The sequence below is a fragment of the Geodermatophilus sp. SYSU D00710 genome, from assembly GCF_054050195.1.
Genome location: NZ_JBJGYX010000014.1, coordinates 21,234 through 34,370, shown reverse-complemented (window position 1 = coordinate 34,370; position 13,137 = coordinate 21,234). Strand labels below are relative to the sequence as shown.

The following is a 13,137-nucleotide window of genomic DNA, read 5'->3' as shown; positions in this document are numbered from 1 at the left end:
TCAGCGGGCCTGCTCGCCGTCGGCGGGCTGGACGGCGGTGCTCGGGAAGTCGCGCAGGTCGCCGGTGGGCGTGCGGTCCCAGCTGCGGAACGTGAGGTCGGTCTGCAGGTACAGCGCGACCAGCTCGGCGGTGGCGCGGATGCCGTCGAGGTGGGTGCGCTCGTTGCCGTGGCTGCCGTCGATGCCGAAGCCGATCAGCGCCGCGCGGGTGTTGGCCCCGGCCTCCAGCGCGGAGGCGGCGTCGGAGCGGTAGTACTTGTAGACGTCGCGGCGGTGCGGCACGTCGTGCACCCGGCACAGGTCGATCAGGTGGCGCGTCAGGTGGTAGTCGAACGGCCCGGTCGAGTCCTGCATCGCGACGTTGACGCAGTGCTCGGACGAGGACTGCCCCGGCGCGACCACCGAGGTGTCGATGGACACCAGCTCGGCGACGTCGGCGTCCAGGCCGTGGCTGGCGCCCAGGCCCACCTCCTCGGCGATGGTGACCAGGAGGTGCGCGGTGACCGGGACCTCGATGCCGTGGTCGAGGATCGCCTTGAACGCACCGAGCGCGGCCGCGATGCCGGCCTTGTCGTCGAGGTGACGGGAGTTGACGAACCCGCTGGAGGTGATCACCGGCTGGGCGTCGATGGCGACGAAGTCGCCCACCTGGATGCCCCGGCGCTCGAGGTCGGCCTGGCTGTGCACCACCTCGTCGACGCGGACCTCCACGTGGTCCCAGCCCACGCCCTGCTCGTCGACCTCGTCGCCGAAGCGGTGCCCGCTGGCCTTGATCGGCAGGATCGTGCCGGTGTGCCAGTAGTCGCCGGAGACGTCGTCGCTGAAGATCGTCACCCGCGCGCCCTCGGCGAAGCGGGCGCTGTGCGTGCCCACCGGCACGATCGCCAGCCGGCCGTTGTCCTTGAGCCCGCTGACCATGCAGCCGATCGTGTCGGCGTGCACGACCACGGTCCGGTCGGCGCCGGGCGAGCGGCTGGGCAGCTCGGCGATCAGCGCGCCGCGGCGCGTGACCTCGAAGTCCAGGCCGAGGTCGCGCAGCTCACCGCCGATCAGCTGCATCGCGTGGTCGGTGCGCCCCGACGGGCTGGGGATGGTGAGCAGCTCCACCATCACGCGCTGGACGTAGTCCATGTCGATGGGCAGGCGCTTCTGGCCGGCGTCGACGGGCGAGGGCAGGAAGCGCTCGTTGGGCTCGGCGTCGTCACGTGTCTCGTCACGGACGAGGCCGGCGTCGTCCCGGGGACCGGTCAGCATGGAGCCCGAGTCTAGGGGCGGGCCGATCCGGGCACGGCGGAGCGGGCCGCTCCGGGGCGGTGCCGCCCCGCGCCCGCGGAGGTGATCTCGGTCCGCCACGCCGGACGTCCTTCCGGCGCACGGGCGCGTCCGCGGATAGCCTCGCCCGTGGCTCCGGTGCACCCCGGGCCCCCGCCACCGCCGCCCGAGGGAGGTCTCCCGTGCGCACGCTGCGCCTCGTGGGGCTGTCCGAGGACGGCCGGAGCCTGGTGCTCACCGTCGACGGCGGCGACGGCAGCGACGACGGCGAGCGCTTCGAGCTGCCGATCGACGACCGGCTGCGCGCCGCGGCCCGCGGGGACACCCGGCGGCTGGGCCAGATCGAGTCCGACGGCGGGCTCTCCCCCCGGGTGATCCAGGCCCGCATCCGTGCCGGGGAGACCCCCGAGCAGGTCGCGGCCGCCTCGGGCACCCGGGTCGAGCGGATCATGCGCTTCGCCCACACGGTGCTGCAGGAGCGCTCGCGCCTGGCCGAGCAGGCCCGCGAGGCGCGGGTCCGGCTGTCGGAGGGCGTGCCGGGCGCGCCGCTGCAGCAGTTCATGGCCGAGCGGCTGCGGCTGCTGGGCGCCGACCTCGACGCCGTCCGCTGGGACGCCGCCCGCTCCGAGGACGGCACGTGGGTGGTCACCGCCGCCTGGCGCGCCGGCACCAAGGAGGGCACCACGAACTGGGTCTACGACGTCCCGGCCCGCACGGTCGCCCCGCTCGACGCGGCCACCCGCGACTTCGCCGAGGGGACCCGCCTGGTCCGCGTCGTCCCCGGGGTGCCCGCCGAGCGCCCGGTCCTGCCGGTGCACCGCGCCGCCGCCGTGCCCGAGCGGCCGGTCCCCGAGCGGCCCGTGCCGCCGGCCGACGAGCCGCGTCCCGCCCCGGCCGAGCGCCGCACCGACCCCGCGGCCACCGACGCCGCCGACGACGAGGACGTCTCGGAGCACGACACGGTCGTGCTGCGCACCGGCGAGACCGACGGCGAGGACGAGGACCCGCGGGCCCGCGTGCCCGCCTGGGAGGACATCGTGTTCGGGGTCCGCCGCAACCGCTGAGCAGTACGCTCGCCGCACCGGACCGACGTGTCCGTCCGGGGGCTCGCGGGTACGTCGTCCACAACCGAACGAGTGCGGGAGTGGAGCCACACATGTCGATGTCCGTGTCGATGCCCCTGGGCGGTGTCCAGGTCGGGTCCTACGACACCTACCAGCAGGCCCAGGCCGCGGTCGACCACCTGTCCGACGAGAAGTTCCCGGTGCAGAACGTCACGATCATCGGCTCGGACCTGCGGATGGTGGAGCGGGTCACCGGCCGGCTGACCTGGGGCCGCGCGATCGGCGCGGGTGCCGCCGGCGGCGCCTGGTGGGGCCTGTTCGTGGGCCTGCTGCTCGGCATCTTCGCGCCCACCGGCACGAGCTGGATCACCTCCGTGCTCACCGGCCTCCTGATCGGCATCCTGTTCGGCGCGCTGTTCGGGGCGGTGGGCTACGCGGCCACCGGTGGCCGTCGGGACTTCACCAGCACCTCGCAGATCACCGCCAGCCGCTACGACGTGATGTGCGACCCCTCGCGGGCCGAGGAGGCGCGGGCGATCCTGGCCCGCTGGTCGCTGCGGCAGTAGTCGAAGGACCCCTCGCCCCCCCACGGCTCGCACGCTCGCCGCGGGCCCCTGCGAGGGGGCCGGACCACCAGCGGACCCGGAGGGGCCCAGCTCACCTCAGCGTCGCGAAGGCCACGGCGGCTGCTGCCGCGACACCCAGGGAGTCGACGCCGGCCCGCATCGGGATGCGGGCCCGCACCCGCGCCGCGGCCTGCGCCTCCGGCGTGAGGCCCGGGCCCTCGGCGCCCAGCAGCACGGCGGTGCGCGGGTGCGCCCGCGGGTCGACGTCGGCGAGGTCGACCGCGTCGGGGGCCGGGGTGAGCGCCACGGTGAGGTAGCCGGCCTCGTGCAGCCGGGCCAGCCCGGCCGGCCAGTCGGGCAGCACGGCGAACGGCAGCGCCAGCACGTGGCCCATCGAGACCCGCACCGCCCGGCGGTAGAGCGGGTCGGCGCAGCGCGGGTCCAGCAGCAGCCCGTCGACGCCGAGGGCCACCGCCGAGCGGGCGATCGAGCCGAGGTTCTCCGCGTCGTTGAGCGCCTCGAGCACCGCCAGCCGGCGCGGCGCGGCCGGGTCCGGGCCGGCCAGCAGCTCCCCGACGTCGGCCGGCGGGCGGCGGTCGGCCGAGGCGAGCACGCCGCGGGTGAGGCGGAACCCGATCAGGTCCGAGAGGGCCCACTTGTCCATCTCGTAGGCCGGCACGCCCTCGGGCAGGTCCAGCGCGGCCAGCCGCCCGGGGACGCCGAGCACCGCCCGCACCCGGTACGGGGAGGCCAGCAGCCGCTGCACGGCGGGCACGCCCTCGACGACCACCGGGCCGGTGCCCCGCTCTCGGCCGGCCGGCCGGTCGCCGGCGTGCAGGTCGCGGAAGTCGGCGACCCGCGGGTCGACGGGGTCGGTGATCGGCTCGGGCACGACCCGATCCTCCCCGAGCGGCGGGGCCGCGCTGCCCGCAGGATCCAGTGGTGCCCAACGGAACGGTCGTCGTCGGGGCCGGCATCGCCGGCGTGGCCTGCGCCCGCGCGCTCGGGGAGGCCGGTGTGCCGGTGCGCGTCCTCGACCGCGGGCGCCGCCCCGGCGGGCGGATGGCATCCCGGACGCTGTCCGGGCGGGTCGCCGACACCGGCGCCAGCTACCTGACCGCCGCGGAGGGCTCGCCGTTCGCCGCCGTCGTCGCCGGCTGGGTCGAGCGTGGCCTGGCCCGGCCGTGGACCGACACGTTCGCCGTCGCGGGGCCCGACGGGATCCGCGACAGCCGCAGCGGGCCGGTGCGGTACGCCGCGCCGGGCGGCCTGCGCTCGCTGGTCGCCGACCTCGCCGCGGGGCTCGACGTCGCGCAGGAGCACACGGTGCACCGGGTCGAGCCCGGCCCGCGCGTCGACGGCGCGGAGGCGCCCGCGGTCGTCCTGGCCCTCCCCGACCCGCAGGCCCGCCGGCTGCTCCCGGAGGACCTCGCCGGCCGGCTGCTCCGCGGGGAGGACGCGCACGCCTGGCAGCCCGCCCTCGCCGTCGTCCTGGGCTTCGACCGGCGGCGCTGGCCGGCCGACCTGCACGGCGCGTTCGTGCACGACGACCCGGTGGTCGAGTGGATCGCCGACGACGGCGACCGGCGCGGCGACGGCGCGCCGGTCCTCGTCGCCCACACCACGCCCGGCACCGCCGCCGCGCACCTCGACGACCCCGACCGGTCGGTCCCCGAGGTGACCACCGCGGTGCGCCGCGCGCTGGGCGTCGACGCCGCACCCGCGTGGAGCCACGTGCACCGGTGGACCTTCGCCCGGCCGGCGGCGCCGCGCGGGGAGCCCTTCGGCCTGGTCGACGGCGTCGGCGCGTGCGGGGACGGGTGGCGGGCGCCGTCGAAGGTGGAGAGCGCCTGGACCTCCGGGCACCTGCTGGGGAGCGCCCTGGCCGCCGCCCCCTGACGGATCCACGCCGTCCCGGGCGTTTGCGGGCGCCCGATCGGGTGAACACATCTCGGACGGGTCAGTTCCGCCCTACGCGACGTCCGGAGGGACGGCGATGTCCACCTCACCCCAGGAAGCACCCGCCCTCGACCGACGGTCCCTGCGCAAGCTGATGGCAGCGGGACTGATCGGCAGTTCGATCGAGTGGTACGACTTCTTCATCTACGCCACCGCGGCGGCGTTGGTGTTCGGCGACCTGTTCTTCCCGAACGCCTCCCCGCTCATCGGCACGTTGCTGGCCTTCAGCACCTTCTGGGCGGGGTTCATCGCCCGCCCCATCGGTGGCCTGGTCTTCGGTCACTTCGGGGACAAGGTCGGCCGCAAGCCCGCCCTCGTCACCTGCCTCGTGCTGATGGGGTCGGCGACCTTCCTCATCGGCCTGCTGCCCACGGCCGACTCGATCGGCGTACTCGCCCCCATCGCACTCGTCGCCCTCCGCTTCCTGCAGGGGATCGCGGTCGGCGGGCAGTGGGGCGGGGTCATCCTCCTGCTCACCGAGAACGCCGGGCGCGACCACCAGGGGCGCGCGGGGACCTTCGGGCAGATGGGCGTCCCCATCGGGGTCATCCTGGGCAACGTCGCCTTCCTGGCCGTGAGCGCGAGCGTCAGCCCCGAGGCCTTCGTCTCGTGGGGCTGGCGCATCCCGTTCCTCGCCAGCGCCGTGCTGCTCCCCGTCGTGATGTTCATCCAGCTGCGCGTGGAGGACACCCCGGTCTTCCGCCGGCTCCAGGACCAGCACGAGCACGCCCCCGAGGCCCAGGTCGCGCAGGCTCCGCTCAAGGAGGTGGTGCGCAAGCACCGCCGGCCGGTGCTGCTCGGTGCGGGCCTGCTGTTCGGCACCAACGCGATCTTCTACATCAGCATCGCCGGGGTGCTCGACTACGCCACCCGCGACCTCGGCGTGGACCGCGACGCGCTGCTCACCGTCACGCTCATCACCTCGGCGCTCTCGGTCTTCGTCATCTACTTCAGCGGGTCGCTGTCGGACCGGATCGGTCGCCGGCCACCGATCCTGCTCGGCGCGGCGATCATCGCCCTGTGGGCCTTCCCCTTCTTCTGGCTCATCGACACGGGGTCGCTGCCGCTGATCTTCGTGGCCCTCACCGGAGGCCTGATCGGGTCGTCGCTCACCTACGGACCCCTGGCGGCCTACCTCGCCGAGCTGTTCGAGCCGCGGATCCGGTACTCAGGGGCCTCCTTGGCCTACCAGCTGGCCGCCATCCTGGTCAGCGGGGCCACGCCGTTCATCATGACCGCGCTGCTGGCGGCGACGGGCACCTCGGCGTGGGTCTCGGTGTACATCTGCCTCATGGGCGTCGTCACGTTCCTCGCCGCCCTGGCCCTGCGCGAGACCCGTCCGCGGTACGAGGTCCGCGGCAACGTCACCCGCGACACCACGGGGGACCCGGCGGCCGGGGTGTCCCCGGGCGACACACGACGCGGCACCCGCCGCTGACCTGCACCTCCCCTCCGCCGCCCCCGGCGCGCCGCCCCTGCGCGGCCGGGGGCGGCGCCCGGCGCCGACCCGGCGCGGGAGAACCCGTTGACGCTCCCGGACAACTCACCTAGCGTTGAGTTCATCAGGCGTTGAGTTCTCGCCACCGGGAGGCCGACATGACCGACGCCGTCACCGTCACCGACCTCGTCGTCGACCGCGGGCACCGCCGGGTGCTGCACGACCTGTCCTGCGCGGTCCCGGCCGGCCGGGTCACCGGCCTGCTGGGACCCAGCGGCAGCGGGAAGACGACGCTGATGCGCGCGCTGGTCGGCGTGCAGCGGGTCCGCTCGGGCACGGTCACCGTGCTCGGCGAGCCCGCCGGCTCCCCCGGCCTGCGGCGGCGGGTCGGGTACGTCACCCAGGCGCCGAGCGTCTACCCCGACCTCACCGTGCGCGAGAACGCACGCCACTTCGCCGCGCTCCACGGTCGCGACGCCCGGGCCGCCGACGACGCGCTGGCCGCCGTCGGACTGGCCGACGCCGCCGGGCAGCTGGTCCGCGACCTCTCCGGCGGCCAGCAGGGCCGGGCCTCGCTGGCCTGCGCACTGGTCGGCGAGCCCGAGCTGCTGGTCCTCGACGAGCCCACGGTGGGCCTGGACCCGGTGCTGCGGGTGGAGCTGTGGGAGCGCTTCCACGCCCTCGCCGCGGCCGGCACCACGCTGGTGGTCTCCAGCCACGTCATGGACGAGGCCGGCCGCTGCGACCGGCTGCTGCTGCTCCGGGAGGGCCGGCTGCTGGCCGACTCCACGCCCGCGCAACTGCGCGCCGCGTCGGGCACCGACGACCTCGAGGAGTCCTTCCTCCGCCTCGTGCGGGCACAGCAGGAGGTGGCGGCGTGAGCGCCCCGACGGCCGTCCTCAGCCCGCGGCTCACGGGCGTGACCACCGCCCGGGTGCTGCGCCAGCTGCGCCACGACCACCGCACCATCGCGATGATGCTGCTGCTGCCCAGCCTGCTGCTGGGCCTGCTGTACCTGCTGTGGCGCGACGTGCCGACCCTGCCCGGGCAACAGGGCGTCTTCGACCGGGTCGGGCTGACGATGCTCGGCGTCTTCCCGTTCGTCGTCATGTTCCTGGTCACCAGCATCGCGATGCTGCGCGAGCGCACCTCGGGCACGCTCGAGCGGCTGCTGACCACCCCGCTGTCCCGGCTGGACCTGCTGCTGGGCTACGGCGCCGCGTTCGGCCTGGCCGCGGCGGCGCAGGCTGTCGTCACGGTCACGGTGGCCACGACCCTCTACGACCTCGACATCGCCGGGGCGCCGTGGTTGGTGGTGCTGATCGCCGTCGCCAACGCCGTCCTCGGCGTCGCCCTGGGCCTGCTGGCCAGCGCGTTCGCCCGCAGCGAGTTCCAGGCGGTGCAGTTCATGCCGGTCGTCGTGCTGCCGCAGTTCTTCCTCTGCGGGCTGCTGGTGCCCCGCGAGCAGATGGCCGGCTGGCTGCAGGCGATCAGCGACGTCCTGCCGCTGACCTACGCCGTGGAGGCCCTGCAGGAGGTCGGGCGGTCGGCCGCGGAGACGGGCACGATGTGGCGGGACGTCGGCATCGTCGCCGGCGCCGCCGTCCTCGCCCTCGCGCTGGCGGCGGCCACCCTGCGGAGGAGGAGCAGCTGAGCACAGCACGGCGGCCGACCGGACGGCGGCCGGGCAACCCCGACACCCGCGAGGCGGTGCTGGCCGCGGCCCGCACCGCCTTCGCCGAGCGCGGGTTCGACGGCGCCTCCATCCGGGGCATCGCCGCCGCCGCCGGGGTCGACCCGGCGCTCGTGCACCACTACTTCGGCACCAAGGACGCGCTGTTCCTGGCGGCGGTGCAGGCACCGGCGGACCCGGACGAGTTCCTGCCCGAGGTGCTGGAGACCCCGCTGGACGAGCGGGGCGCCGCGGTCGTGCGCATGGTGCTGCGCGTCTGGGACGGGCCCGGCCGCCCGGCCGTGCTGGCGCTGGTCCGCTCCGCGGTGAACCACGAGTGGTCGGCCCGGCTGCTGCGCGAGTTCGTGCTGGCGAAGATCGTCCGCCGGGTGGTCGGCTCGGCGGACACGCCGGTCGAGGAGCGGGAGGCCCGGGGCGCGCTGGTCGCCTCCCAGGTGGCCGGGCTGGTCCTGATGCGCTACGTGCTGCGGCTGGAACCGCTGGCGTCGGCCTCCCACGAGGAGGTGGTGGCGGCGGTCGGCCCGACCCTGCAGCGCTACCTCACCGGCGACGTCCCCCTGCTCGGCCGGCGGGACTAGCGCGCCACCCGGGCGAGCTGCCGGGCCTGGGCGACCAGCCGGCCGGTGGCGTCCCAGATCCGGCACTCCTCGTCCGACCACCCGCCGGTCACCTCGGTGGAGCGGGACTCGACCAGGCACCAGCCCGGCGCCGGCAGCGCGCGCACCAGGACCTGCAGCTGCACGGTGGGCGCCCACCCGGGCCGGCCGACGGCGAACGCGGTCGGCGGCAGGGAGTCGGCGAACAGCAGCAGGGCCAGCACGTCGGGAACCCGGCCGTCGGCCAGCCGGATCCAGGCCCGCAGCAGCCGCGTGTCCGAGGGCCGGCCGGCCACCCAGCCCGCCGTCGCGGGGTCCAGCCGGGTGTCGAGGTGCCGGGCCAGCCCCACCGCCGGGCCGCCCTCGGTGGTGCGGGTGGCCACGCAGTCGTCGGGGGCGGGCAGCTCCGGCGCGGGGTTGACCGTGTAGTCGGCCCCGTCCCGGCCGAGGGTCGCCGTCGTGACCTGGACGGCGAGCGTGGGACCGGCCGCGCCGGTGAGCTGCACCGAGGAGTGCGCCAGCGTGCGCCCGGCCGGCCCCGCGGTGACGGCCAGGTCGGCCGGACCACCGGAGGTGGCGCGCAGGTAGCTCGCCGACAGCGCCACCGGGTGCGGGTGCGGACTGTCCAGCAGCGCCGCCCGGGCGACGACGGCCAGCAGGTAGCCGCCGTTGAGGACGCCGTTGCCGACGTCCCAGCCCGGGTCCAGCTCGGCGCGGACGCCGCCGCCCTCCGTGCGGTACACGGCGGTGGCCCGGTCGAAGGCGGACTGTCCGGTGTCGGTCTGCGGCACGGCCGCCAGGGTGCCAGGGTGGGCGGACGTGGAGTACACGCACCTCGGACGCAGCGGCCTGTCGGTCTCCCGGCTCTGTCTGGGCACCATGAACTTCGGCTGGCGGACGGAGGAGGCCGACGCGCACGCGGTGATGGACCGCGCGCTCGACGCCGGGATCAACTTCTTCGACACCGCCAACGTGTACGGCTTCGAGGCCGGCAAGGGCCGCACCGAGGAGGTGCTGGGGACCTGGTTCGCGCAGGGCGGCGAACGCCGGGAGCGCACGGTGCTGGCCACCAAGGTCTACGGGTCGATGACCGACTGGCCCAACGACACCTTCCTGTCCGCCCGCAACATCGTGCGCGCGTGCGACGCGTCGCTGCGCCGCATGCAGACCGACTGGATCGACCTCTACCAGTTCCACCACGTCGACCTGGCCACGCCGTGGGAGGAGATCTGGCAGGCCTGCGAGACGCTCGTCGCCCAGGGCAAGGTCCTCTACGTCGGCTCGTCCAACCACGCCGCCTGGCAGCTCGTCGCGGCCAACGAGGCCGCCGCGCGCCGGCACTTCCTCGGCCTGGTCAGCGAGCAGTCCCACTACAACCTGCTGACCCGGCACGTGGAGCTCGAGGTGCTGCCGGCCGCCCGGCACCTCGGCGTCGGCGTCATCCCGTGGAGCCCGCTGGCCCAGGGGCTGCTGGCCGGTGTGCTGGGCGAGCAGGAGGGCGACCGACGGCACCAGGAGCGCAACCGCAGGCGCATCGAGGAGCACCGCCCGGCGCTGCAGGCCTACGAGGACGCCTGCCGCGAGTGGGGACTGGCGCCTGCCGACGTCGCGCTGGCCTGGCTGCTGCACCAGGACGGCGTGACGGCGCCGATCGTCGGCCCGCGCACGGCCGACCAGCTCGAGGGCTCCCTGGCGGCACTCGACATCCGCCTGGAGCAGGCCCAGCTCGACCGGCTGGACGAGGTCTTCCCCGGCTTCAGGGCCGCTCCGATGGAGTACGCCTGGTGAGGTGGGAGGAGAGCGGCTCGTGCCGGCCGCCGGTGCTGCGCACGAGCGTCACCTCGCGCACCGGCCACTCCGGCCCGCGGTAGCCGGCCAGCCGGTCGGGCAGGTCCCCGTCGGCGGCCCGGCGCGGGTGCCACCGGCCGAGGGTGAGGTGCGGGCGGAAGGGCCGGTCCTCGACCGGGAGCCCCAGCCCCCGCGCCGCGGCGGCCAGCCGGCCGGCGAGCCCGGAGAGGACGGCGACGTCGCCGTCGACCCCGGCCCAGCACACCTGGGGCCGGCGCCGCGAGCCGAAGCGACCGGCACCGGCCAGCCGCAGCACCGCGGGCGGGGTCGCCGTGCTCGCCTCGCCCACCCCGGCGGTGAGGGCGGGAAGCAGCGACGGCGGCACCGCGCCGAGGAACAGCAGGGTCAGGTGCCAGCGGGCCGGGTCCCCCCAGCGCGGCGCGCCGGGGGCGTCCCGCAGCGGCGCGAGCGCGGCGGCGAGGTGGTCGCGGGCGTCCGCGGGCGGGGTCACGGCCACGAACAGCCGCAGCGGCGGCCCGCTCAGCGCACGACCATGCCGGCGTCGGTCAGGGCCGCCTGCACCCGCAGCCGCTCGACGTCGCGCGGGAAGCCCGGTGGCAGGCCGGCCAGCGTCGTCGGGACGGCGAACTGCCGGGCCGCCTCGCACAGGACGTCGTCGTAGGCGGCCTGGAACCCGCGCCGCCGCGCCTGCGGGGACCCGGCCGGGACGACCTCGAGCTGGCGGGCCAGCCGGCGCAGGTCGGCCGCGACCGCCTCGACCGGCCGGTGCACCGGCGCCAGGGGGACCTCCGGCTCCCGCGCCCGGCGGCGGGCCCGCAGGTCGAGCAGGAACTGCCCGGAGAACAGGCGGAAGGCCAGGCCCATCAGGGCGAAGGCGCCGACGAGCATCGCGGTGATGCCGGCGAGCTGCAGCAGGGAGGAGGTCATCGTCACTCCGGGGAGCCGGTGGGCGCGACGGTACGTGGGCGCGGCGGCGTCCGCCAGGTCACGGCTCAGGTGGCGGTCGACACCCGCCGGGCGGGGGCCGCCGCCGCCCGCACCCGCCGTCCGCGGACCAGCGCCAACGCGGCCACCGACGCGGCCAGGACCACCACCGCGCCACCGAGGACCAGGCCCCACCGCGCGCCGAGGTGCTCGGACACCCAGCCGATGAGCGGGGCGCCCAGCGGCGTGCCGCCGAGGAAGCAGGTGAAGTACAGCGCCATCACCCGGCCCCGCATCTGCGGGTCGGCGCCGAGCTGCACGAAGCTGTTGTTGGCGACGCTGAACACCAGGGCGGCCGCGCCGGTGGGCACCAGCAGGACGGCGAACGGCCAGGAGCCGGGCACCAGCCCGCAGGCCACGGTGAGCAGGCCGAACACCCCCGCGGAGACGAGCAGGAAGCGCTGTCGCGGCCGGGCGCTGCGGCGGGTCGACAGCAGCGCCCCGGCCAGCGAGCCCACCGCGAACAGCGTCGAGAGCAGGCCGAAGCCCTCCGCTCCCAGACCGAGGACCTCCCGGGCCATGAGCGCGATGGTCACCTGGAAGTTGAAGCCGAACGTGCCGATGACGAAGGCCAGGAGCATCGCCAGGCGCAGGTCGGGCCGGTGCCACGCGTAGGCCAGCCCCTCGCGGAGCTGGCCGCGGCCGCGCGCGACCGGGTCGCTGCGCCGCAGCTCGCCCGGCCGCATGGCCAGCAGCGCCGCGATCGTGAACGCGAAGGACGCCGCGTTGACGGCGAAGGCCGGCGCGGTGTCCCCGCCGGAGGCGCCGATGAGCAGGCCGGCGAGCGCGGGCCCGACCAGCCGGGCGCCGTTGAAGATCGTGGAGTTGAGCCCGACTGCGTTGGGCAGCAGCTCGCGGCCGACCATCTCCGACACGAACGCCTGGCGGACCGGGGCGTCGACGGCCGAGACCGACCCGAGGCCGGCCGCGAGCACGAACACGTGCCACAGCGCGACCGCGTCGGCGGCCACGAGGCCGGCCAGGACGAGCGCGAGCAGGCCCATCAGCACCTGGGTGAGGACCAGGACGCGGCGCTTGTCGTAGCGGTCGGCCAGGACCCCGCCGTAGAGGCTCAGCAGCAGCGTGGGCCCGAACTGCAGCGCCGTCACCAGGCCGAGGGCCACGCCGCTGTCGCCGGAGAGCTGCAGCACCAGCCAGTCCTGGCCGATCCGCTGCATCCACGTCCCGGTCAGGCTGACCAGGTTCGCCGACGCGTAGAGCCGGAAGTTGTGCACCCGCAGGGACCGGAAGGCGCCGCGCCCCGCCGCGGTCGGGTCAGCGGCCGTGGACCTCACCCACCGGCGAGCTCCTCCATGATCTCGGCGGCCTCGCGCAGCGTGGCCCGCTTCTCCGGCGTCAGCAGGTGCAGGCGGTTCGACAGCCACGCCTCGCGGGCCCGGGCCTCCTCGGTCAGCAGCTCCTCCGCGGCGTCGGTGAGGCCGATGACCACCTGCCGACCGTCGGTCGGGTGCGGGGTCCGGGTGACCAGGCCCCGGGCCTCGAGGGCGACGACGACGCGGGTCATCGACGGCGGCTGCACCCGCTCGTGCGCGGCGAGCTCCCCGGGGCTCATCGGCCCGTGCCGCTTGAGCGTGGACAGCGCCGCCAGGTGGGTGAGCGTGACGGAGGTGTCGACCCGCTGGTTGCGCAACCGTCGGGAGAACCGCATGACGGCCAGCCGGAGGTCGTGGGCGAGCGCCGCGGTGTCCAGCGTCGACCTCGTCACGCTCACCAGCGTACCCGGGTCGTTAGCAGT

The 13,137-nt window shown here is 75.7% G+C and carries 15 protein-coding genes; 8 read left to right on the top strand and 7 right to left on the bottom strand.

Going from position 1 to position 13,137, the window contains the following annotated elements; all coding sequences use genetic code 11:
• Positions 1-1,254 (bottom strand): osmoprotectant NAGGN system M42 family peptidase, encoded by a 1,254-nt coding sequence (locus ACI78U_RS08845; protein ID WP_456874929.1) that lies wholly within the window; start codon positions 1,252-1,254, stop codon positions 1-3.
• A 200-nt stretch (positions 1,255-1,454) separates the two neighbouring features.
• On the opposite strand from ACI78U_RS08845, the gene sepH reads away from it, so the two are divergent.
• A complete protein-coding gene (gene sepH / locus ACI78U_RS08840; RefSeq protein ID WP_456874928.1) occupies positions 1,455-2,336 on the top strand; it encodes a septation protein SepH in 882 nt (293 codons plus the stop codon).
• Positions 2,337-2,428: 92 nt separating this feature from the next.
• The gene (locus tag ACI78U_RS08835) at positions 2,429-2,902 is read left to right on the top strand and encodes a general stress protein (RefSeq protein WP_456874927.1); all 474 of its coding nucleotides are present in this window, start codon (positions 2,429-2,431) and stop codon (positions 2,900-2,902) included.
• A 91-nt stretch (positions 2,903-2,993) separates the two neighbouring features.
• Here the strand turns inward: ACI78U_RS08835 and ACI78U_RS08830 are convergent, their stop codons facing one another.
• The gene (locus ACI78U_RS08830; protein WP_456874926.1) at positions 2,994-3,794 is read right to left on the bottom strand and encodes a TrmH family RNA methyltransferase; all 801 of its coding nucleotides are present in this window, start codon (positions 3,792-3,794) and stop codon (positions 2,994-2,996) included.
• A 50-nt stretch (positions 3,795-3,844) separates the two neighbouring features.
• On the opposite strand from ACI78U_RS08830, the gene ACI78U_RS08825 reads away from it, so the two are divergent.
• From ACI78U_RS08825 to ACI78U_RS08805, 5 genes are all read left to right on the top strand, one after another.
• Positions 3,845-4,801, top strand: coding sequence for an NAD(P)/FAD-dependent oxidoreductase (locus ACI78U_RS08825; protein WP_456874925.1), 957 nt, complete (start codon positions 3,845-3,847; stop codon positions 4,799-4,801).
• A 97-nt stretch (positions 4,802-4,898) separates the two neighbouring features.
• A complete protein-coding gene (locus ACI78U_RS08820; RefSeq protein ID WP_456874924.1) occupies positions 4,899-6,299 on the top strand; it encodes an MFS transporter in 1,401 nt (466 codons plus the stop codon).
• 158 nt (positions 6,300-6,457) lie between these two features.
• Positions 6,458-7,180 carry an ABC transporter ATP-binding protein gene (locus ACI78U_RS08815; RefSeq protein ID WP_456874923.1) on the top strand — a complete coding sequence of 241 codons (723 nt, stop codon included), beginning with the start codon at positions 6,458-6,460 and terminating at the stop codon, positions 7,178-7,180.
• Complete coding sequence (locus ACI78U_RS08810; protein WP_456874922.1) at positions 7,177-7,953, top strand: ABC transporter permease; 777 nt, start codon at positions 7,177-7,179, stop codon at positions 7,951-7,953. The genes ACI78U_RS08815 and ACI78U_RS08810 overlap by 4 nt, the downstream gene beginning before the upstream one ends.
• Before the next feature lie 56 nt (positions 7,954-8,009).
• Entirely contained in the window at positions 8,010-8,570 is a 561-nt protein-coding gene (locus tag ACI78U_RS08805) for a TetR/AcrR family transcriptional regulator (RefSeq protein ID WP_456874921.1), read from the top strand.
• On the opposite strand, the gene ACI78U_RS08800 is transcribed toward ACI78U_RS08805, so the two are convergent.
• Positions 8,567-9,379: a thioesterase family protein gene (locus ACI78U_RS08800; protein WP_456874920.1), complete on the bottom strand. Its 813-nt coding sequence runs from the start codon at positions 9,377-9,379 to the stop codon at positions 8,567-8,569. The genes ACI78U_RS08805 and ACI78U_RS08800 overlap by 4 nt on opposite strands.
• A gap of 28 nt (positions 9,380-9,407) precedes the next feature.
• Here ACI78U_RS08800 and ACI78U_RS08795 point away from each other — a divergent pair, with 28 nt between their 5' ends.
• On the top strand, positions 9,408-10,376 hold the full coding sequence (locus ACI78U_RS08795; RefSeq protein WP_456874919.1) for an aldo/keto reductase: 969 nt from the start codon (positions 9,408-9,410) through the stop codon (positions 10,374-10,376).
• Here the strand turns inward: ACI78U_RS08795 and thpR are convergent.
• The 4 genes from thpR to ACI78U_RS08775 form a co-directional block, all read right to left on the bottom strand.
• Entirely contained in the window at positions 10,345-10,893 is a 549-nt protein-coding gene (gene thpR / locus ACI78U_RS08790) for an RNA 2',3'-cyclic phosphodiesterase (RefSeq protein ID WP_456874918.1), read from the bottom strand. The two genes, ACI78U_RS08795 and thpR, sit on opposite strands and share 32 nt — an antisense overlap.
• 23 nt (positions 10,894-10,916) lie before the next feature.
• The gene (locus ACI78U_RS08785; RefSeq protein ID WP_456874917.1) at positions 10,917-11,324 is read right to left on the bottom strand and encodes a hypothetical protein; all 408 of its coding nucleotides are present in this window, start codon (positions 11,322-11,324) and stop codon (positions 10,917-10,919) included.
• Positions 11,325-11,389: 65 nt separating this feature from the next.
• A complete protein-coding gene (locus ACI78U_RS08780; protein WP_456874916.1) occupies positions 11,390-12,676 on the bottom strand; it encodes an MFS transporter in 1,287 nt (428 codons plus the stop codon).
• Positions 12,673-13,107 carry a MarR family winged helix-turn-helix transcriptional regulator gene (locus tag ACI78U_RS08775; RefSeq protein ID WP_456874915.1) on the bottom strand — a complete coding sequence of 145 codons (435 nt, stop codon included), beginning with the start codon at positions 13,105-13,107 and terminating at the stop codon, positions 12,673-12,675. The genes ACI78U_RS08780 and ACI78U_RS08775 overlap by 4 nt, the downstream gene beginning before the upstream one ends.
• Positions 13,108-13,137 lie beyond the last annotated feature (30 nt).

Coding starts and splice junctions, on each gene's coding strand:
- ACI78U_RS08845 (WP_456874929.1), bottom strand. CDS start 1,254: ATGCTGACCGGTCCCCGGGACGACGCCGGCCTCGTCCGTGACGAGACA.
- ACI78U_RS08835 (WP_456874927.1), top strand. CDS start 2,429: ATGTCGATGTCCGTGTCGATGCCCCTGGGCGGTGTCCAGGTCGGGTCC.
- ACI78U_RS08820 (WP_456874924.1), top strand. CDS start 4,899: ATGTCCACCTCACCCCAGGAAGCACCCGCCCTCGACCGACGGTCCCTG.
- ACI78U_RS08815 (WP_456874923.1), top strand. CDS start 6,458: ATGACCGACGCCGTCACCGTCACCGACCTCGTCGTCGACCGCGGGCAC.
- ACI78U_RS08785 (WP_456874917.1), bottom strand. CDS start 11,324: ATGACCTCCTCCCTGCTGCAGCTCGCCGGCATCACCGCGATGCTCGTC.